This is a genomic window from Paramagnetospirillum kuznetsovii, assembly GCF_003284725.1.
GTDB classification, from domain to species: domain Bacteria; phylum Pseudomonadota; class Alphaproteobacteria; order Rhodospirillales; family Magnetospirillaceae; genus Phaeospirillum; species Phaeospirillum kuznetsovii.
The window spans coordinates 378317-399488 of the sequence record NZ_PGTO01000001.1 but is presented as its reverse complement, the minus strand read 5'-3'; the positions used below and the strand labels follow the sequence as shown (position 1 = coordinate 399488).

Annotated in this window: 15 protein-coding genes and 1 other RNA gene; 12 read left to right on the top strand and 4 right to left on the bottom strand. The window is 65.9% G+C overall.

Going from position 1 to position 21172, the window contains the following annotated elements; genetic code table 11:
- Positions 1-176: 176 nt before the first annotated feature.
- Together CU669_RS01895 and asnB are read left to right on the top strand one after the other, a co-directional pair.
- Positions 177-1775 carry a tetratricopeptide repeat protein gene (locus tag CU669_RS01895; protein ID WP_239988476.1) on the top strand — a complete coding sequence of 533 codons (1599 nt, stop codon included), beginning with the start codon at positions 177-179 and terminating at the stop codon, positions 1773-1775.
- Between the two features lie 58 nt (positions 1776-1833).
- A complete protein-coding gene (gene asnB, locus CU669_RS01890) occupies positions 1834-3747 on the top strand; it encodes an asparagine synthase (glutamine-hydrolyzing) (RefSeq protein WP_112142085.1) in 1914 nt (637 codons plus the stop codon).
- A gap of 176 nt (positions 3748-3923) precedes the next feature.
- Here asnB and murJ read toward each other — a convergent pair whose 3' ends face one another.
- Complete coding sequence (gene murJ, locus CU669_RS01885) at positions 3924-5468, bottom strand: murein biosynthesis integral membrane protein MurJ (protein WP_112142084.1); 1545 nt, start codon at positions 5466-5468, stop codon at positions 3924-3926.
- A gap of 604 nt (positions 5469-6072) precedes the next feature.
- Between murJ and galU the strand changes: the two genes are divergently transcribed.
- The 3 genes from galU (at position 6073) to CU669_RS01865 (ending at position 8991) form a co-directional block, all read left to right on the top strand.
- Positions 6073-6948, top strand: coding sequence for a UTP--glucose-1-phosphate uridylyltransferase GalU (gene galU / locus CU669_RS01875; RefSeq protein ID WP_112142257.1), 876 nt, complete (start codon positions 6073-6075; stop codon positions 6946-6948).
- A gap of 172 nt (positions 6949-7120) precedes the next feature.
- Positions 7121-8095 (top strand): DNA/RNA non-specific endonuclease, encoded by a 975-nt coding sequence (locus CU669_RS01870; protein WP_239988475.1) that lies wholly within the window; start codon positions 7121-7123, stop codon positions 8093-8095.
- A 143-nt stretch (positions 8096-8238) separates the two neighbouring features.
- Positions 8239-8991: a hypothetical protein gene (locus tag CU669_RS01865; RefSeq protein WP_112142082.1), complete on the top strand. Its 753-nt coding sequence runs from the start codon at positions 8239-8241 to the stop codon at positions 8989-8991.
- Between the two features lie 139 nt (positions 8992-9130).
- Here CU669_RS01865 and CU669_RS01860 read toward each other — a convergent pair whose 3' ends face one another.
- On the bottom strand, positions 9131-10741 hold the full coding sequence (locus tag CU669_RS01860; protein WP_112142081.1) for a sensor histidine kinase: 1611 nt from the start codon (positions 10739-10741) through the stop codon (positions 9131-9133).
- A gap of 190 nt (positions 10742-10931) precedes the next feature.
- Between CU669_RS01860 and CU669_RS01855 the strand changes: the two genes are divergently transcribed.
- The 3 genes from CU669_RS01855 to ubiB are packed head-to-tail and all read left to right on the top strand — an operon-like array spanning position 10932 to position 14397.
- Positions 10932-12089 (top strand): alpha-hydroxy acid oxidase, encoded by a 1158-nt coding sequence (locus CU669_RS01855; RefSeq protein ID WP_239988474.1) that lies wholly within the window; start codon positions 10932-10934, stop codon positions 12087-12089.
- Between the two features lie 11 nt (positions 12090-12100).
- Positions 12101-12859 (top strand): bifunctional demethylmenaquinone methyltransferase/2-methoxy-6-polyprenyl-1,4-benzoquinol methylase UbiE, encoded by a 759-nt coding sequence (gene ubiE, locus CU669_RS01850; RefSeq protein WP_112142079.1) that lies wholly within the window; start codon positions 12101-12103, stop codon positions 12857-12859.
- The gene (gene ubiB, locus CU669_RS01845) at positions 12856-14397 is read left to right on the top strand and encodes a 2-polyprenylphenol 6-hydroxylase (protein WP_112142078.1); all 1542 of its coding nucleotides are present in this window, start codon (positions 12856-12858) and stop codon (positions 14395-14397) included. Before ubiE ends, ubiB begins: the two co-directional genes overlap by 4 nt.
- A 153-nt stretch (positions 14398-14550) precedes the next feature.
- On the opposite strand, the gene gluQRS is transcribed toward ubiB, so the two are convergent.
- A complete protein-coding gene (gene gluQRS, locus CU669_RS01840) occupies positions 14551-15393 on the bottom strand; it encodes a tRNA glutamyl-Q(34) synthetase GluQRS (protein WP_192884563.1) in 843 nt (280 codons plus the stop codon).
- Positions 15394-15467: 74 nt separating this feature from the next.
- Here gluQRS and CU669_RS01835 point away from each other — a divergent pair, with 74 nt between their 5' ends.
- From CU669_RS01835 to CU669_RS01825, 3 genes are all read left to right on the top strand, one after another.
- Positions 15468-16133: an alpha/beta hydrolase gene (locus tag CU669_RS01835; RefSeq protein ID WP_112142077.1), complete on the top strand. Its 666-nt coding sequence runs from the start codon at positions 15468-15470 to the stop codon at positions 16131-16133.
- 201 nt (positions 16134-16334) lie between these two features.
- An RNA gene (gene ffs / locus CU669_RS01830) (signal recognition particle sRNA small type) lies at positions 16335-16433 on the top strand.
- 40 nt (positions 16434-16473) lie between these two features.
- Complete coding sequence (locus CU669_RS01825; protein WP_112142255.1) at positions 16474-17208, top strand: substrate-binding periplasmic protein; 735 nt, start codon at positions 16474-16476, stop codon at positions 17206-17208.
- Positions 17209-17400: 192 nt separating this feature from the next.
- Here the strand turns inward: CU669_RS01825 and CU669_RS01820 are convergent, their stop codons facing one another.
- Positions 17401-17961, bottom strand: a complete 561-nt coding sequence (locus tag CU669_RS01820; RefSeq protein ID WP_112142076.1) for an HNH endonuclease — start codon at positions 17959-17961, stop codon at positions 17401-17403.
- Positions 17962-18104: 143 nt separating this feature from the next.
- Between CU669_RS01820 and CU669_RS01815 the strand changes: the two genes are divergently transcribed.
- The gene (locus CU669_RS01815; protein WP_112142075.1) at positions 18105-20966 is read left to right on the top strand and encodes a DUF748 domain-containing protein; all 2862 of its coding nucleotides are present in this window, start codon (positions 18105-18107) and stop codon (positions 20964-20966) included.
- The last annotated feature ends 206 nt before the right edge of the window (positions 20967-21172 follow it).

Below are 21172 nucleotides of genomic sequence, written 5' to 3'. Positions count from 1 at the left end.
TTGCCAGTGTCGCTGAAATTCGCTTGTCTGTCATGTGCCGAGGATGCTAGCCAACCGGGATGGAGCGCAGTACGCTTTAAGCGTGAGCCTGTGGCGGAAATTCAACCCTGTGGGAAGCCCCCAGGGGCCGTCATTTGGCATAGACCGGTCGGGGGGCCATGGTTAAGCAAGTTTCCATGACTGTCGGCGATACCTTCGCCAGGGCCATGCGGACCTGGGAAGAGGGTGACGTTGCCGAAGCGCGTCGGCTGGCGCGCCAGATCATCGAGTCCAACCCGACCTTCGGCGGCGCCCATTACCTGCTGGGCGCCATCGCGCTGGGCCAGGCGCAGCCGCGCAAGGCGGCCGAGCATCTGGCCCGCGCCGTCGCCGCCGATCCGTCGCAGCCGGTGCCGAGATTGGCGCTGGGCCGGGCGCTGGAAGCCCAGGACAGCCTGAACGCCGCCGTCCTGCAATACCGGGCCATTCTGGCGGCCGACCCCAATCACGCCGAGGCCAACGCAAGGCTGGGCGAGTTGCTGGGCCGCAGCGGGAAGGTGGAGGAGGCCATCCATCATTGCCGCAAGGCCATCGCCGTCAATCCGCGCCATGCCGAAGCGCTGTGCTCGCTGGGCGCTTTGCTGCATCAAAGGGGCGAGGACAAGGACGCCGCCAAATATCTGGAAGGCGCCCTGGCGCAACGACCCGACTGGGGGGCGGCGCTGCATAATTACGGTCTGGTGCTGCGTCGGCTGGGGCAGGGCGAACGCGCCGTCGCCATTTTGTCGGGCGCGGTGGAATTGCGGCGCGATCACGCCGGAACCAGGGCCAATCTGGCCGGGGCGCTGCGCGACCTGGGGCGTCTCGACGAGGCCCGCGCCCAGGCCGAGCGTGCCGCCAAGCTGGCGGCGGGCGATCCCTCTGGATGGATGGAGTTGGGCCTGATCCGCAATCTTCAGGGCATGCCGGAAGGCGCCGCCGCCGCGTTCGAGCGCGCCGTGACCGCCGATCCGAAATCCGTCGATGCCCATTGGTGTCTGGCCGAGGCGCGGCGAAGCCTGGACGAGAAGGACAAGGCGGCCGCCCATTATCGCAAATGCCTGGAGCTTGATCCCGCCGACCGCCACGGCGCCGCCCTGGGGCTGGCCCAGATGGGCGCCGCGCCCACGCCTGGCAAGGCGCCCGACGCCTATGTCCGGCAGTTGTTCGATGACTATGCGGAACAATTCGACGCCGCCCTGGTGGACAAGCTGGCCTATCGCGCCCCCAGACTGCTGGCCGAGGCCTTGGCGCGCACCCTGGACCGCAAAAGCGGTCTCGACGTGCTTGATATCGGCTGCGGCACCGGTCTGGCGGCTCCGATCCTGCGGCCCCTGGCGGCGAGGCTCGACGGCGTCGATCTGTCCTCGGCCATGGTGGAAAAGGCGCGGCTTCGTGGTTTGTATGACGACTTGACCGTGGACGCGCTGGAATCGGTGCTGACCACCCGACCGGCCCGATACGACCTGATCGTGGCCGCCGATGTCTTCGTCTATTTCGGCGAATTGGGGCCGGTTCTGGCCGCCGCCGCCGCCGCATTGCGCCCCACGGGGACATTGGCCTTCACGGTAGAGCGGGCGGAGGACTGCGCCTCCTATGTGCTGGGCGCCAAGAACCGTTACGCCCATGCCCCGGACTATGTGGAGGCCCGCGCCGCCGAGGCGGGTTTCGCCGTGGCCTTGATGGAGCCCGCCGTCACCCGCAACGACGGCGGCGTCGAAGTCCCCGGCCTGGTGGCGGTGTTGCGAAAGGGCTAGCTCGGATGCCATCGGGCCGCTACCTTCCTGCCAGACCCTTGCCAGGACAAAGCGTTTCATGTGCGGCTTCGCCGGTTTTCTCGATCTAGGCACCGCCACTCCCGACCGGGCCGCGGTGGCGCGTGCCATGGCGCAGACGCTGATCCATCGCGGTCCCGACGACGACGGCGTCTGGACCGATGATTCCGCGGGGATCGCGCTGGGCTTTCGCCGTCTCGCCATTTTGGATCTGAGCCCCCAAGGCCATCAGCCCATGGCGTCCCATGACGGGCGCTGGGTGGTCAGCTTCAACGGCGAGATCTACAATCACGCCGCCCTCAAGGCGCGCCTTGATCCCGCCATTGCCTGGCGCGGCCATTCCGACACCGAAATCCTGCTGGAAGCGGTGGCGGCCTGGGGGGTGGACAAGGCGGTGGCCGAATTCGACGGCATGTTCGCCTTCGCCCTTTGGGACCGCGCCGAGCGGGTGCTGCATCTCGGCCGCGACCGCTTCGGCGAAAAGCCGCTCTATTGGGCCGAGCTGGGCGGCTCGCTGCTGTTCGGCTCGGAGCTGAAGGCCTTGGCGGCCCATCCGAAATGGGACGGCGGCCTGGACCGCGACGCCATGGCGCTGTTCCTGCGGCTGGGATGGATTCCCGCCCCCCACACCATTTATGCCGGTGTCCAGAAACTGGAACCGGCCACGGTGATGACCGTCCGGGCGGGCGAGAGGACCGTTACCCGCACCTGGTCGGCGGTGGAGCGCGCCCGCGCGGTGGAAGGCAGCTTCACAGGGACGGTGGAACAGGCGACGGATCGGCTGGAAGAGCTGCTGCGGGCTTCGGTTGGCCTGCGCATGCAGGCCGACGTGCCGGTGGGGCTGTTCCTGTCCGGCGGGGTGGATTCTTCCATCACCGCCGCCCTGATGCGGCAATTGTCCAGCACCCCGGTGCACAGCTTCACCATCGGCTTCGACGAGGCGGGACTGGACGAAAGCCCCCATGCCCGCGCCGTGGCCGATCATCTCGGCACCATTCATACCGAGGTCCGCATCTCGGATGCCGAGGCGCTGGATCTGGTACCCCGCCTGCCGCATATCTATGACGAGCCGTTCGGCGACTACGCCGCCCTGCCCACCTGCCTGCTGGCCCAGGTGACCCGGCGCGACGTCACGGTGGCGCTGTCGGGCGACGGCGCCGACGAGCTGTTCGGCGGCTATGGCATCTATGGCGCCATTCCCAAGGACTGGCGGAGTCTGAACGCCATGCCCCAGGCCCTACGGCGCACGGCGGCCCTGGGGGCGCGGCTGCTGGCCGGTCCGGCCGAGTCCCTGGCCGGTCTGGCGGGGAAATTCACCGCCCGGCGCAGCCATCCCGGCCATCGCCTGGGCCGCGCCGCCGAGCATTTGGGCGCGGGCAGCCTGGCCGAACTGGTGGGGCTGCACTATTCGCGCTGGCGCGGCATGCCGGAGCTGGTGCTGGGCGCCAAGTCCGCCGCCACCCTGTTCAGCGGTCCGACTCCCGATGTGCGCGATCCGGCGCTGGCCGTCATGCTGCTCGACACGCTGGGCTATCTGCCCGACGATCTGTGCGTCAAGACCGACCGCGCCACCATGGCCGCCTCGCTGGAGGCGCGGCTCCCTTTCCTCGATCCCGCCATCGCCGAGTTCGCCTGGAGCCTGCCGCCCGCCCTGAAGATCCGCGACGGGGTGGGCAAGGCGGTGCTGCGCGATCTGCTCTATCGCCATGTGCCCCGCGCCCTGGTGGACCGGCCCAAGATGGGATTCGAGGTGCCGCTGCGGCGCTGGCTGGCGGGCAAGCTGGGGGATTGGGCTGACGATCTGCTGTCCGAGGATCGGCTGCGGCATCAGGGCTGGCTGGACGCGCCCAAGGTGGCCGCGTGCTGGCGCGAGCAGCGCAGCGGCGCCAAGTCGCGGCGCAACGAGATCTGGCACGCCTTGATGTTGCAGGCCTGGATCGACCGAGCGGGATAAGACCTTAGCGCGTATCTCAAATATGAGGCGACGCGCTCTGGCATTGAGCGAGCGGCCAAGGGCGCGGAGGCGCCCGCTTAGGCAGAGGGGCAAACAAATGAAGCTGGAGCGTGATGCATATTTAATGCATCACGCTCCAGAGTATCCGTGCGTCATCACAATTGACGCTCGATGGTCTAGCCCTTGCGCCGCATCATGGATTTGATGTCGGCCAGCGACGCCGCGCCCAGCAATTGGGCGGCCACCGCGAAGGCAAGGACGCCCGCCACCACCAGTCCCGCCAGCACGGCCAGGGCCGTCCACTGACCCTGGGCCAGCGGCCACAGCACCAGCTTACCCGCCCAAAGCGCCGCGCCCATCACCGCGCAGGCGGCGATGATGCGGGGCGCCTTGCCCCGCAGCCGCTCGTCCATGGCGAAGAAGCCCCGCCGCTTCAACAGGAAGGCCAGCGCCGCCACGTTGAACCACGCCGCCAGGGCGGTGGACAGGGCCATGCCCACATGGCCCAGGACAGGGGCCAGGGCCAGATTGAGCGCCACGTTGAGCGCCATGGTGGCGCCCGCCACCCGCACCGGCGTCGCGGTATCCTCGCGGGCGAAGAAGGCGGGGGTCAGCACCTTGACCAGCACATAGGCCGGCAGGCCCAGGGCGAAGGCCACCAGGGCCGACGCGGTGGCCTCGGTCTCGTGGGGGCCGAAGCTGCCCCGTTCGAACAGCACCCGGATCACCGGCACCGCGATCACCATCAGCGCCGTCGCCGCCGGCAGGGTCAGGATCAGACCGAACTCCATGGCGCGGTTCTGGCTGGTCTTGGCCGCTTCCACCGCGCCTTCCTTGAGTTGGCGCGACAATAGCGGCAGCAAGGCGGTACCGATGGCGATGCCCACCACGCCCAGCGGAAGCTGGTTCACCCGGTCCGCGTAATTCAGATAGCTGACGGCGCCGTCGGCCACCATGGAGGCGATCATGGTGTTGATCACCAGATTGACCTGATAGACCCCGGCCCCCACCGCGCCCGGCACGATGCGCTTGAACAGCAGCCGGACCTCGGGCGACAGGCGCGGCCTTCGGGGCGACAGCCCCATACCCGCCCGCCTGGCCGCCAGGAACAGCCAGGCGAACTGAATGATCCCGGCGGCGAAGGTGCCCCAGGCCATGGCGTGCCCGGCGGTGGGCGTATGGCCGACCAGCAGCCACAGCCCGGCCATGGAGGTGAGGTTGAGCAGCACCGGCGTGGCGGCGGCGGCGGCGAATCGGCCCAGGGAATTCAGCACGCCCGCCTGCAACGAGGTCAGCGAGATGAACAGCAGATAGGGAAAGCAGATGCGGGAAAACTCCACCGCCAGATCCATCTTGCCCGGCGTCGCCTCGAAACCGGGGGCAAGGCCCAGCATGGCCCAGGGCATGAACACTTCCATCACCGCCACGAACAGCGCCAGGGCCACGAACAGGACCGCCAGGGCGCGTTCGGCGAAAAGGCGGGCCTCCTCGCGTCCCTCGGCGGTCAGCTTGCCGGTGAACAGCGGCACGAAGGCGGCGTTGAACGCCCCTTCCGCGAACAGCGAACGGAACAGGTTGGGAAAGCGGAAGGCCACGAAGAAGGCATCGGCCACCGCGCCCGCCCCCAGATAATGGGCGATCATCATCTCGCGCATCAGCCCGGTGACGCGCGACATCATGGTGAACCCGCCGACGGTGGCGATGGAGCGGAACAGACTCATGACCCTGCTTTTCCTGTCATCCCGAGCGCAGCCGAGGGATCTCATCCTGGCATGTTGCATCCAAGCTGGAAACGCCGGATCAGGCGGAGTCAACGGACGTCTTCGCTCAGATCACGCCAGGTTGGATTGGCGGCCCGGATCAAATCATCCTTCTTCGAGCGACGCCAGGACTTGATCTGCTTTTCCCGCGCAATGGCGGCCCTCATATGGAACTCGAAAGCCGATTGACCACCAAGGCACCAAGGACACCAAGAGGGCGGAGCAAACGGCCAAGTCGTTCGTTTTGGCCGGACGTGTCCCGTGGTTCCGCTTGAAAGCATTATGAGGCGATAATCCAGATGGATGGGCGTCGATACGCGGGACAAGCACGGGCATGACGGAAGGCAAAAAACCGTGTCGTCCTCTTGGTGTCCTTGGTGCCTTGGTGGTCAGTACCCCCGGCCGTCGCGAACTATGTTGCCTAATTTAAACCGGATTGCCGTGGGCTTCGCTCGGGATGACAAACGGCGTCGCCCCGATTCCGCCGCAATCGCGCCTTAAGGCCGCCAAAGAGCGCCGCCATGATCCCCGCCATCGACAACTTCTGTTCGCGAGACCGAGCATCATGATCCGCAAAGCCGTTCTGCCCGTCGCCGGCATGGGCACCCGCGTTCTTCCCGCCACCAAGGTGCTGCCCAAGGAATTGCTGCCGGTGGTGGACAAGCCGCTGATCCAATACGCCGTCGAGGAAGCCGCCGAGGCCGGTATCACCGAGATCATCCTGGTGACCGCCAAGGGCAAGGAAATGCTGACCGACCATTTCGACCGTCATCCCGAGCTGGAACGCTCGCTGGAGGAGCGCGGCAAGCTGGAACTGCTCGACATCGCGCGCTCCACCTGCCCCAAGGGCGTCACCATCACCACCGTGCGCCAGCCCGCGCCACTGGGCCTGGGCCATGCCGTGCTGTGCGCCCGTGCCGCCGTGGGCGACGAGCCCTTCGCGGTGATGCTGCCCGACGACCTTATCCTGGGCCGTCCCGGCTGCCTGAAGCAATTGGTCGACGTCTGGGATCAGGTGGGCGGCCATGTCATCGCCGTGGAAAACGTCCCGGCCGATCAGGTCAACCGCTACGGCATCCTGGACGTCATCGAGGAAAAGGGCCGTCTGGCCCGGGCGCGGGGCATGGTGGAAAAGCCCAAGCCCGAGGACGCGCCCTCCACCTTGTCGGTGATCGGCCGCTACATCCTGCACCCGGCTGTGTTCGACGCCCTGGAACTGCGCCAGCGCGGAGCGGGCGGCGAGATCCAGTTGACCGACGGCATCGCCCGCACCCTGGACCGCATCAGCCTGCACGGCGCCCGCTTCATGGGCACCCGCTACGACTGCGGCAACAAGGCGGGATACGTGGAAGCCATCATAGACGCCGCCTTGGCTCACCCCGAGACTGCCGCCCAGGTGCTCGCCCATCTGGAAGCGCTTCTGGGACGTCGCGCCGCTTAGGACTGCGGATGCGACCCCAGAGGATAATACGAATATTGTATGCAACTTATAGGTATTGCTGTTTCCAGACGTGCCGGGCACCATGCGGGTAATCTCATCGATGCATGGGTGTAATATGACAGTTCTTCATAGAATATATATCGCATTGGTTGCCACGGCCGCGCTTTTGGCCGTGGCGACCCCTCCCACGCAGGCCAACCAGGCCTTGGCCTGCGCGGGCCAGGCCGGGTCGCTGGCCCTGCCCTATCAATCGGAAATTCCGCCGGGCTTCGACCACGACCGCTTCGCGACCCAGCCCCAGAGCCTGATGTTCCGCTACGGCCCCTTCACCAGTTCGTTCGAGACCGCCGACGACGACCGGGCCGACAGCCCCTACAAGGGCATTCCCAAATGGGTGTCCTACGAGATGCATGCCCTGATGGGAACCGACGGCAAGCCCATCCATCCCCAGGGCGCCAAGCGGCCGACCAAGTGGTACGAACTGGCCGAGACCTCCTATCTGTGGAGCGACAAGCCCGACATCCGCAAGAAAGGCATCGACGCCGCCTATCGCGGCTTCGCGGTGTTCTGGAATCGCGGCCATATGGCGGCCCGCAATCACGCCAACCGCCTGTCCTGGCAGGAAGGGTGCAACACCCATGTCTTCGTCAACGCCCTGCCGCAATACGCCGACATGAACCAGGGCGACTGGCTGGCGCTGGAGAATTACGCCATCGCGGCGGCCAACAAGTTCGGCCGGGTCTGGACCATAGCGGGGCCGGTGTTCGAGCATGACCGCGAGGTGGACACCATCGGCCAGCCCGGCACCGTGCCGGTGGCCATTCCCCATGCCCTGTTCAAGATTCTGGCGGTGGAGACCGCGGGCAAGGTGGAGGCCCGCGCCTTCTTGTTCCCCCAGGCCGACGAGGACCAGCGCGGCGCCTATCGCAAATGCGCCGGAACGCCGCAGTCCAAATACGATCTCAGCCATTACGCCACCACCGTCGCCGCCGTCGAGGCCGTCACGGGCCTGCGCTTCTTCACCACCTTGTCCGAGACCCAGAAGAAGGCGCTGGATGCCAAGTCGGGCAGTGGCCCCTGGCCGGTGGAGACCCGCTTCTACGCTGATCGCTGCGGCGGCAGGGACGACGACGACGAGGATAGCTGAGCGGCCATGATCATGCTTTACTGCCCGGCGCGCCCCATGGCACGAAAGCCAGGGGCACGAAAGCCAGGGGCACGAAAGCCAGGGGCACGAAAGCCAGGGGCACGAAAGCGCCCGCCCGGCGACTGAGGGACAGTATCTAAACCATGATCGGGCGTGGCGGCATATGGACCCATTTCATCCTGGCGGCGGCGGTGGCCCGCTGCGCCAGGGCGGTGGCCGAGCGCGCGCCCGCCCATGAGACCGAAATCGCCTTCACCTATGCCGATACCCATGCGGGCGGCGGCCGCCTTCGGCGCACCGGCGCCATCGAGACGGTACTGGCGGCTTCGGCGGGCTTTCACAATCGCGCCTTTCTCGATGCCGTCGCCGCATCCGAGACCTATCCCGGCTCTTGGGTGCTGGCGAGCCGGGTGATCGCCGAATTGCCCCGCGTGGTGTTCGAGGCCGACGTCAACGATCTCGACCCCGCCCTGATCGAGGCCGCGAAGGCGCATCGCGAGAACGGCTGGGTGCGGTTTTGGAGCCATGACTGGTTCTTGTTCCTGCGCAACCGCATCAGCATGAGCAACCGCCCCCACTTCATCTTCATCGATCCGCCGCTGGACGATCATCGCGGCCCCGGCTACGCCATCGACGCCGCCATCCTGCTCGACACCATGGGCATCCCCTACATGATCAGCTATCAGGTGGACGAACCCCAGGACACCATCGACGAGATCGGCCGCACCGGATTGGAGCTGTGGCGCGGCCAATGGGGATTCGGCGTCCTGCTGGGCGGCGGCGCCGAAAGCGTGTTGTTGGACGTGCTGGCCGATCTGCGGACCTTGGCCGATCTGCTGGAGGGCCAATTCACCCTGCGGCAGCCCCTGGCCCTGGCCGACGATTACATCATCTAGAGTTTTTCGCACCAAAGCTGAATCGGAAAGTCGAAAAACGCGCACGCCCGAGCGGCGCTTGAGCCCTGAAAAAGCAAAGCTTTTTCGTACAGACGGAATCCCAGAGTGCGTCAGCTTGAAGCTGATGCACCCTGGCCACTCAGCCGCCCTTCAGGATGAACACGATCCTGGTGCCCTGACCCGGTTCGGACTCCACCCAGATCTGACCGCCGAAGCGATGCACGATTCGACGGCACAGGGTCAGGCCGATTCCGGTGCCCTCGGTCTCGGCGGCGGGATTGAGTCGCTGGAAGATCTCGAAGATCTTGTCGTGATACTGCGCCTCGATGCCGATGCCGTTGTCGGCGATGATGAAGCGCCATTGATGGGGGGACACCCGTTCCGCCATGACGGAAATCCGCGACGGCCGGTCGTCGGCGCGATACTTGATGGCATTGCCCAGCAGGTTCTGGAACAGGCTGACCAAATGGGACTGCACCGCCATCACCGACGGAAGCGGCCCGACCTCGACCTGGACGCCCGCCCGCTCCACATCCGGCTTGAAGATGGCCAACACCTCGGCCATCGCCACGTCCGCCGAGATGAGCGTCAGTGGTTCCGATTGACGGGACGCGCGCGAATACTCCAACAGATCGCGGATCAGCCGCGTCATCTTCTTCGTATTGTCGACGACAAAGCCGATGAAGTCGTCGGCATCGGCATCCAATTGCCCCTTGTAGCGACGCTCCAGCAACTGGGTATAGCTCACGATGTTGCGCAGGGGCGTCTGCAGATCGTGCGACGCCACATAGGCGAATTGCTCGAGATCGGCGTTGGATCGCCGCAGGTCGTCGTTCCTGTCCTTCAACTCGGCGGCCGCGCGCAGGCGATCGGCCTCGGTGGCTTCCAATCTCGCGGCCATCCGGGCCAAACCGCCCACCACACTGCCGTCTTGGACATCGGTGTCGGAAACCGAGAAATCACCCTCGCCGATCCTGGTGATCCGGGCATGAACATCCTGGACCGAGCCGCCCAGGATGGCCCGCGATTCCGCGTAGGTCCGCCAGAGAAAGACCACGACCGCGACAGTGAAGGCGACGAACACCAATCGCATGATCACCGCCACCACCTCGGCCCGCTGGACATTGGCCAGGGTCCGCCGCTCCACCATGTCGTAGAACGCGTTGATGGGATCCATGATGGCCATTTTGGCCCGATGATAGGTTTCGTCATGCACCATCGCGATGGCGCGCATGCGGTCGGCCCCTTCTTCCGATTCAGCGGATTCCATCAGGGCCATGGCCTCGAACTCGCGGTTGGTCAGGTCGTCGGAACTGGCCTTGGCCTCGCCCAGTTTGCGAAGTTCGTCCTCGGTGAAGCCGACTTGGCGCATCATATCCAACAGTGAGATTCCCGGACCTTTGGCGGGCCGGACGAACCGAGGATCAAGCAAGGCGAAATCCCAATAGATGCCGCCATAGGTCTCGGGCCTGAGCCGAAGCCCCTCGCGGATGTCGAGAATGTCCAGGAATGCCTGTTTGTAGGCAGGATCGCCGGTCACCACATAGGTGCGCACCATACGGGTCAGATCGTCCGACGACTGCCGCAATTCATCGGCCAGCTTGTAGGACTGGTAGCGCTGCTCGTTGGCGCGATCGATCTGCTTTTCCGAATAGACATAGACCCCGAACGAAATGACGAAGGCGGCCATGATCGCCCCGGTCAGCCAGACCCGACGCGGAAATCGCCGTTCACCGCGAATTCCAGGCATAAACCGATCAACTCCTTGCGACGAGCGTCGGACTTTGGCCTGACGGTCTGATCGTCCCACCAAAACAGCATATACCGAATGCCAAGGGTAGAAAAGCCGCACACGGGACGCTGGCCTATCCCCCCATTGCAAGACGGGACCGGGGCGGGTAGGAACCATGGTGCGGAGAATCCCGCGAGGAGAAGCGCCGTTGCGATCCCTGAGCTGCATCCATGACCTGGCCCGGCGAGCCAAGCGCCGCATTCCCGCCTTCGCCTGGGGCTATCTGGACGGCGGCTCGGGCGAGGAAGGCGGCCTGCGCCGCAATCGGGAACGGCTGGACTCCGTGCTGCTGAAGCCACGCTTTTGCACCGGCGTCAGGCCGGACTGTTCGGCCGAGCTGTTCGGCCGCCGCTACGCCCAGCCCTTCGGCATCGCCCCAGTGGGCATGGGCGGCTTGCTGTGGCCGGGGGCCGATCTCGCCCTGGCGGCCGAGGCCAAACGCCACGACCTCCCCATGGTGGCCAGCACGGTCTCGACCACCGCGCTGGAAGACATCGCGCAAGCGGCTGGGGGCAACGCCTGGTTCCAGCTTTACGCATCGCGCAAGCCCGAGATCAACCGCGACCTGCTGGAACGCGCCTGGGCCGCCGGTATCCGGGTCATGGCGGTGACCGTGGACGTGCCCATGGCGGGCGACCGCCGTCGCGATGTTCGCAACCGCTTCGTCCTGCCGTTCCGCCCCGGCCCGCGCTTCGCCTGGGAGGTACTGACCCATCCCGCCTGGGCGCTGGCCACCGCCCGTCACGGCTCGCCCGGCTTTCCCAATCTGGCCCGCTATTCGGGCGAAGTGGACGGCCAGACGCTGACCGCCTTCATCTCGTCCCAGATCAAGGACGACCTCGGCTGGGACGACATCCGCCATTTCCGCCAATTATGGCCGGGCAAGATGCTGATCAAGGGCATCCTGGCCCCCGAGGACGCCGCCCTGGCGCTGGACGCGGGCGCCGACGGAATCTGGGTGTCCAACCATGGTGGCCGCCAGCAGGATTCCGCCCCCGCCGCCATCGACGCCCTGGCCGCCATTCGGGCGGAAATCGGCCCAGGCCCGGTGGTGGTGATGGACAGCGGCATCCGGTCCGGCGAGGACATGGCCCGCGCCCGGGTGATGGGGGCCGATTTCGTGTTCAGCGGCCGCAGCTTCTACTACGGCGCCGCCGCCGGAGGCCAGGCGGGGGCTGCCCGCGCGGTGGAATTGCTGGCGTCGGACCTGCGCCGCACGCTCACCCAACTGGGCTGCCCGTCCTGGGGAGCGCTTGACGGGCGCTGGCGATGGGACGGACGTGACAGCCCGGACAATCGGGGCTAAGGTGCGCGGCCATGACGACACAGCAGCATCACTCCGACGGCACCACCCATTTCGGCTTCCGCACCGTGGCGGAGGACGAGAAGGTCTCGCTGGTGCGCGGCGTCTTCGATTCGGTGGCGTCCAAATACGACCTGATGAACGACCTGATGAGCATGGGCGTCCATCGTCTGTGGAAGGCCGCCTTCCTCGACGCCCTGCGGCCCCAGCCCAACCAGACCCTGCTGGACGTGGGGGGAGGAACCGGCGATATCGCCTTTGGCTGGAAGAAGCGCGGCGGCGGCCCGGTCACCGTCTGCGACATCAATCGCGAGATGCTGGCCGTCGGGCGCGACCGCGCCATCGACCGCAATATTCAAGGCCCGCTGACCTGGGTGTGCGGCAACGCCGAATCCCTGCCGGTGCCTGACCGTAGCGTCGACCGCTACACCATCGCCTTCTGCCTGCGCAACGTCACCCATTGGGACCGGGCCATCAAGGAGGCCTTCCGGGTGCTCAAGCCGGGTGGGCGCTTCATGTGCCTGGAATTCAGCCATGTCATCGTGCCGGGGCTGAAGCAGGCCTATGACAGTTATTCCTTCAATCTGCTGCCCAAGGTGGGCGAGATGGTCACCGGCAACCGCGACGCCTATCAGTATCTGGTGGAAAGCATCCGCAAATTCCCGCCCCAGGAGGAACTGGCCGCCCTGATCCGCGAGGCGGGGTTCGACCAAGTGACGGTGCGCAACCTGTCGGCCGGCATCGCCGCCATTCATTCCGGTTGGCGCCTGTGATCCGGTCTGTCAAGAATCTCAACCGCCTGCTCACCATCGGCCGGGTTCTGGCGCGCCACGACGCGCTGTTCCTGCTGGAAGAGCTGGTGCCCATGGCCCGCCATCTGTCGTCGCTGCTGCGCGGCGGCAAGCCCTCCTTAAGCACCGGTCGCCCCGGCCAGCGTCTGGCCGACGCCCTGACCGAGCTTGGCCCTTCCTTCATCAAGCTGGGCCAGGCCCTGTCCACCCGCGCCGACCTGCTGGGCGAGGAGATGGCGGCCGATCTGTCCGGCCTGCAGGACAAGCTGCCACCCTTCCCCGCCCACGAGGCGCGCCGGATCATCGAGGAAGACCTGGGCGGCCCGGTCGCCCAGCATTATTCCGCCTTCGACGACACTCCGGTGGCGGCGGCCTCCATCGCCCAGGTCCATTTCGCCATCACCACCGAGGGCCGCGAGGTGGCGGTCAAGGTGCTGCGCCCCGGCGTCGAGGCCAAGTTCCACCGCGATATCGACCTGCTGTATTGGCTGGCGGAATGGGCCGAGTTCGCCCTGCCGCGCATCCGCCGCCTGAAGCCGGTGGAAACCGTCAAGACCTTCGAGGATTCCGTCACCCTGGAGATGGACCTGCGCTTCGAGGCCGCCGCGGCGGCCGAACTGGCGGAAAACTTCATGGGCGACGACAATTTCATGGTGCCCGAGGTGGACTGGCTGCGCACCGGCAAGCGCCTTTTGACCCTGGAGCGGGTGGCGGGCATTCCGGTGGACGAGGTGGACCGCCTGCGCGATGCCGGACACGACCCGGTGGGCATCCTGGCCAAGGCGGCCGAGGCCATGTTCAAGCAGGTGTTCCGCGACGGCTTCTTCCATGCCGACATGCATCCCGGCAATCTGTTCATCGGCGCCAAGGGCGAATTGATCGCGGTGGATTTCGGCATCATGGGCCGGGTCGACCAAAGCACCCGGCGCTTCCTGGGCGAAATGCTGCTGGGCTTCCTGTCGGGCGATTTCCGCAAGGTGGCCGAGGTTCATTTCGCCGCCGGATACGTGCCCGCCGACCAGAGCATCGATTCCTTCACCCAGGCCTGCCGCTCCATCGCCGAGCCGATCCTGGGCCGCCCGCTGCACGAGATTTCCATCGCAAAACTGCTGGGGCAGTTGTTCCAGGTCACCGAGACCTTCGCCATGGAGACCCAGCCCCAGTTGCTGCTGCTGCAAAAGAGCATGCTGGTGGCCGAGGGGGTGGGCCGCATCCTCGACCCCCATATCAATATGTGGCAATTGGCCCAGCCGCTGATCGAGGGCTGGATGCGCGAGAATCTCGGCCCCCAGGCCAAGGTACGGGAAACCGTCACCAATGTGGTCTATTCGCTGGAACGCCTGCCGCGCCTGCTGGCCGATACCGAGAAGACCTATTCCATGCTGGTCAATCAGGGCCTGAAACTGCATCCCGACACGGTCAAGACCATGTTCGGCGACCAGCGGCGCAAGACGCCCGGCGGCGCCATGCTGCCCTGGATCCTGGCCGCTATCCTGGCGGCGCTGCTGATCCTGAAATAATCAGGCGCAACGGCCCCATTACATCGTCACCCCCGCGAAGGCGGGGGTCCATGGTCGGCAATACCCTGCACCGACCGATAAAGAGAGCCCGTGGGCACATGGATTCCCGCTTTCGCGGGAATGACGAACAGGAAAAGGGCGCCGCTCCTCTCTCTAATCCATCCTCGCCATCCCTCGCACCTCGTCCACCGTCTTGCCCGCCGCGCGCAAAGCCCCAAGCGTCAGCGCCCTGTCGCGTTTGGCGTAGCGCCGTCCCGACGCGTCCACCAGCAGCGGATGATGGGCGTAATCAGGGGTCGCGAGCCTCAACTGCCATTGCAGTATGCGGTGGATATGGGTGGCGTCGAACAGATCCTCGCCCCGCGTGACCAGGGTCACGCCCTGCAGGGCGTCGTCCACCGTCACCGCCAGATGATAGCTGGCCGGGCTGTCCTTGCGGGCCAGCACCACGTCGCCGAACAGATCGGGCCGGGCGGTGACGATTCCCGCCTTGCGGTCGCGCCAGTGCAGGTCTCCGCTCCGCCGAACGGCCTCGGCCATGTCCAGCCGCAGGGCGTATGTTTCTCCCGCCGCCTTGCGCTCGGCCCGCTCCGAAGCCGACAGGGCGCGGCAGGTGCCAGGATATACCGCTCCATCGGGGCCATGGGGAGCGTGACCGGCGCCCTCGATCTCGCGGGCGATGTCCTTGCGGGTGCAAAAGCAGGGATAGAGCAGCCCCGCCTCGTCCAGCCGCGCCAGGGCGGTGCGGTAATCGTCGAAATGCTCCGACTGAATCCGCACCGGCTCCTCCCAGTCCAGTCCCAGCCAGGCGAGATCCGTCAGGATGGCGCGGGTGAATTCGGGACGGCAGCGGGTCGGGTCGATATCCTCGATCCGCAGCAGGAACCGCCCACCGGCTCGCCTCGCCTCCTGATGCGCGAACAGGGCGGAATGGGCGTGGCCGAGATGCAACGCGCCGGTGGGACTGGGAGCAAAGCGGGTAATGATCACGGCCATTTGCCGAATGGGTTGGTGACAGTGGTCCTACCTTATCATAATGTTCGACTCGTTCTAGTTCCACAGGAGGCCCCATGCCGCCGAATTCAGCCCCTTTGACCGGCCCCAGCGTGGAACCCGCCTCGGGCGGCCCGGCAGCGCAACTGGTGGTCCTGCTGCACGGCGTCGGCGTCGATGGCAGCGACCTGATCGAACTGGCCCCGTTCTTCGCCTCCATCCTGCCCGACGCCGCCTTCGTGGCGCCCGACGCGCCCCAGGAATTCGACATGGCGCCGTTCGGCCGCCAATGGTTCAGCCTGTCCGACCGCACCCCTTCGGTGATCGCCGACGGCGTGCGCGCCACCGCCCCCATCCTGGACGCCTTCATCGACGATCAACTGGTCAAATGGGGGGTCGGCGAGTCCGATCTGGCCCTGGTGGGATTCAGCCAGGGCACCATGATGGCGCTGCACGTGGCATTGCGTCGCGCCAAGGCGCCCGCCGCCGTGGTGGGATTTTCCGGCGCCCTGGTGGACGCCGCCTCGCTTCCCCACGAAATCACCGCCCGCCCGCGTGTCCTGCTGGTGCATGGCGAGGACGACGAGGTCGTCAATCCCGCCAGCCTGCCGACGGCGGAAAAGGCATTGACCGCCGTGGGCGTGCCGGTGCTGACCGAATTGCGCCCCGGCCTCGGCCACGGCATCGACGGCCACGGCGCCCAACTGGCGCTTCGCTTCTTGGGGCAGTCCTTTGGAATCTGATTTCACCGCCCCTCAATCGCCGGGCGCTGCCTCCGGCAGCTTGGCTCCCGCGCCACGCACGCGCAGGCGTGCAAACATTCGTATGTTGGCGAAGCCGACGGGCGCGCCGGGCCTTGCCCGCAACTCCGCGCCGATGAAGATTTCATCGGTGCGTCGGTATTGGGCTTGCAATATGGGCCCCGGAGTCCGTATTTTCCCGGCGGGAGATCGGCGACGGACGGACTTGTCGCCAACCCGGTCAGGTCCGGAAGGAAGCAGCCGTAACGATTTTCGGTCCGGGTCGTTGTCCGGTCTCCCACCTCTTCCCCGCCGCATTTGGATCAAGACCGCCGCCGTCGCCATGATGGCGTTCGCCTGGACGGCCGGAATCGCCCAGGCCCGCGACGTCAACGTCGCCATCGGCCTGTCGCTGTCGCCCTATGTGATTCCCGAAGAAAATCGCGGCATGGAGTTCGACATCGCCAAGCAGGCGCTGGCCCTGGAGGGCCATGTCATGCTTCCCCATTACGGCCCCTTGGGCCGCCTGCTGAAGGAGCTGGAAGCCGGGCAGACCGACGCCGCCCTGACCCAGCGCATGGAAACCGGCATCAAGAGCGCCAGCTATTCCGACGTCTACATCACCTATCGGAACTACGCCATCACCCTGGCCTCGCGCGATCTGAAGATCGACCGGCTGGCTGATCTGACGGGAAAGTCCATCCTCGCCTTCCAGCGCGCCGCCACCTATCTGGGGCCCGACTTCAAGGCCATCGCCGACGCCAACCCGACCTATCGCGAGGAATCCCGGCAGATCATCCAACCCACCATGCTGTTTCATGACCGGATCGACGTGGTGATCGCCGACCGCAACATCTTCGCGTGGTTTTCCCGCCTGCCCGAGGTGACCGCCAAGACCGACACCACGCAGCCTATCCGGCTGCACGCCTTGTTCCCGCCCACCGAATACCGGGTCGCCTTCCGCGACCCCGACCTGCGCGACGCCTTCAATCGCGGTCTGGGCAAGCTGAGGGCCAGCGGCGAATACGACCGCATCGTCGCCCGCTACGCGCCGCTGATGGCCGGCGAGGGGAAGTAGTTAGATGTATCGACATTCAGGGAATTCGGCTGATTTCTGGCCGGAACACCTGTCCGGTAGGAATTTTAGCCACAGATGAACACAGATGCGCACAGATGAATTGAGGTATTTCCTTATCTGTGTCCCGCACAGCGGGAATCTGTGTGCATCTGTGGCCCAAGTCCCATCTATCCGCTTGAATGTCGATTGGCCCTAAAACGGCTCCAGCTCGCTGTCCCAGTACAGGAAGTCGCGCCACGACTGGTGCAGGTAATTGGGCGGAAATGCCCGGCCGTTTTCCTGCAGTTGGAACGTGGACGGCTGTTCCGGGCGGGTCAGCAGCGCCATGCCCACCTCGCGGGGCAAATGGCTGCCCTTCCTGAGATTACAGGGCGAACAGGCGGTCACCACATTGCCCCAACTGGTATTGCCGCCCTTGGACCGGGGGACCACATGGTCGAAGGTCAGATCCTGGGTGGGAAAGGGATGGCCGCAATACTGGCAGCTGAAGCGATCGCGCAGGAAGACGTTGAAGCGGGTGAAGGCGGGCCGCCGCGAGGTCGGAACATATTCCTTTAGCGATATGACGCTGGGCAGCCGCATGGTATGGCGCGGCGAATGGATCAGCCGGTCGTATTCGGAAACCACCGTCACCCGGTCGGCCACCACCGCCTTGATGGTCTCCTGCCATGACCACAGCGACAGCGGAAAGTAGCTGAGCGGCCTGAAATCCGCATTCAGCACCAGGGCAGGATGACTGTCGAACGCGACCAATCGTCTCTCCCAACTGTGGGTTACCGCAAAATATAGTATTCCATGGGGTTAATCCATACCCCTCTTCGTGATGGTTCCATGAAACCGGCCCTTGTCGCGACCATGCCTCTTGGTGGAAGATCGAAAGCCTAGGAGGCGATGCCGTGGCGCTTATAGGAATGCATCTGTTCGGCATGGAAATCCGCCGCCGCCACATCCTGGCGGCGGCGCTGCTGGCGGGCGCCGTGGCGCTGAGCACCGCCTTCTCCATCCTTCCCGATATGGGGCTGCGCTGGGGCCTGATCAAGGCGCTGCGCGGCCTGGGCATGGTGGAGGTCAGTGTCTCCGACACCGATCTATCGCTGTTCGACGGCAGTCTGGTGGTGCGCAAGATGGTGGCGCGACCGGCCTTGGGCGCCAGCCTGGGGGTCAAGGACGTCACGCTGCGCTTCCGCTGGGCGCCGCTCCTGAGCAAGCGAGTGGTCATCGACCGGGTGGTTTTGGCGGGGGTGGAAATCCATGTGACCCGCCGCGCCGACGGCAAGGGCTTCATCATCGACGGCCTGCCCATGGCGGTGGCGGAAAGCGCGCCCGAAGCCCCCGACGGATCGACGCCCGACGGATCGACGCCGTGGGGCTTCGACGTCGCCAGCCTGGAACTGACCGACAGCAGCCTGCTGCTGACCGACGGCGCGTTCACCGCTAATATCGCCGTCGCCCGCATGGTGATGGAGGACTTGGACAGCCGCAATCCGGCCCGGCCGCTTAGCGTGCGGCTGCAAGGCTCGCTGAACGGCGCCGCCGTCGCCATGTCCGGCTCCGCCCTGCCCTTCGCCGCCGAGCCGCGATTTTCCCTGGAAGCCCGCCTGGACGGACTGGACCTCAAGACCATGGATGCCGCCGTGGCCAAGGTGGGACTGGCCGGGCTGGCCGGTCGGGCGGATCTGGCCTTGTCCTTGACCGGCACCATGGGCAAACCGTCCATGACCCTGCAAGGATCCAGTACGCTGCATTTGCTCGATGCCGCCATGTCCGCCCCCATCCATGCCTCGGCCGCCAAGCTGGACCTGGACCTGCGCGGCGTCCAATGGACCGGGGACCGCCTGGACCTTGCCGCCCTGGCCGAGGCGTCGGCGCTGTCGGTGAAATCGCCCCACGGCTTCGGCTCGGCGACCAGTCTGAAATTCGATCTCGCCAAGCTCGGCTGGGACGGCCATCGCCTGGACCTGACGGCCAAGCTGGACGCCGCCACCCTGGCCGGCGGCAATGCCGAGGGGTCCGGCTCCGCCGCCGCCCTGATGCTGGACGCCGCCACCCTGAGTTGGGACGGCACGCTGGACTGGCAAGGCCGCCTGTCCCTGGGCAAGGCCCGCATTCTCGCCCCCGGCGTCGAGGCCACGCCCGATGCGGTCAACTGGAACGGCCGCTTCACCGTCGATTCCAATGCCGTGGGCAGCGCCGAAGGGCGGCTGGACCTGGGGTCGCTGGCCTTCAAGGGCTTTGATCACGCCTATGGCCACAAGCGCGCCGTCGCCGAGGGTCGATTGGATTTCGGCCAACCGGGAAAGCTACCCGTCGCCGCCAAGGTCAAGTTCAGCGGCGACGGGCTGTCCTTGCGGAATACGGTGATCGGCCTGGACTGGCTGGCGCTGGATCATGTGGAGGCGAACGAGCTTGCCCTGGGATTCGACGGGGCCGCGTCCGCCGGTCGTGTCGCCGCCGCCGGGCTGACGGCGCTGCGCCAGGACGGCAAGACCTCCTATCCCTGGCGGGTCGAGGCCAAATCCATCCGCATGGACCGGCCGAGCCTGGATGCCGACGGCGATGTGGACGTCGCCGATATCCAGCTCGACGGGCTGACTTTGCGCATCACGCGGGGCAAGGACGGATTGCTTGGCATGCCCCCGTCGCTGCCGCAGGCCAATCATCCGTCCCCCGCCAAATCCGACCCGCCCGATATAACACTGGGACGGCTGACGGTAAGCGGCGACAGCCGGGTGGTGTTCCGCGACCTCACCTTGGGCGAGACCGTGCGGCTGGAAGCCCGGCCGGTGGAAATCTCGCTGTCGGACCTGGACAGCGAGCATCCCGACCGCGACAGCCCCTTCAGCCTGCGGGCCACCGTCGGCGAGGCCACCGGCGAATTCAGCGGCGTGGCGCGGCCCTTCGCGGATTCCCGCGGCGGGCGCCTGGACGGACGCATCAAGGCCCTGGACCTGCCGCCGCTATCGCCCTATCTGGCGGAAGCACTGGGGGTCAATCTGCAAACCGGCCAGTTCAGCGGCAGCTTTACCGGCACCTCCAGCAAGGGCGCCCTGGACGGCAGGCTGGAGGTGGAACTGGCCAATCTGTTCATCGCGCCACCCGATCCCAACGCGCCGGTGGCCAAGAAGATGGAGATGCCCGTCGACACCGTGCTGGACCTGCTGCGCGACGGCGATGACCGCATTCGCCTGACCCTGCCGGTTCGGGGTGATCTGACCAAGCCCGATTTGGACATCAGCGACGCCGTCGCCCAGGCGGTGGCGGGCGCCCTGAAGTCCACCTTGCTGACCACCCTGAAGCTGGCCTTCCCGGTGGCGGCACTGATCGAAATGGCCGTGGATGCGCAAGACCAGCAGGGACGCCTGACCCTGGCGCCCTTGGCCTTCGCCCCCGGCAGCACGGCTCTGTCGCCCGACCACCGCAAGACCCTGGAGGATGTCGGCCAATTGCTCAAGGGCCGCCCAAGCCTCAAGCTGACCCTGTGCGGCAAGGCGGATTCCGCCGATTGGCCCGTCCTGGCCGAACGCCGCCGCGCCGAGGATAAGCCGCTGATATCACGGCTGGAACGGCTGGTGGGCGTCGAACGCAAGCCCGGCGACATGGATCGCGACCTCATGGCCCGGTTGGCGGAATTCAGGGCCCAAGCGGCCAAGCAATTTCTAGTGGAAGTGGCCGGCATCGATGCCGCCCGCGTGTTCTCGTGCCGCCCCGAGATTGAAGCCGCCACCGGCAAGGGGCCGCGAGTGGAGCTGCTGCTATAGCGGGTATTACTCATATAACAAATGTTACAATCCAGAGCCAGTCTAGTACTTAACGTTACGGAGAAATTTTGACATTTGTAAATATAAATGCTGCATCGGTATGAGATTGTAATGAGATTCATGCCGCATACGAATCCGATTGCGCGTGGAATATGCAGTTAAGTTACTTTAGAGATGGAACAGCCTAATTCCCACGAACTATCCAC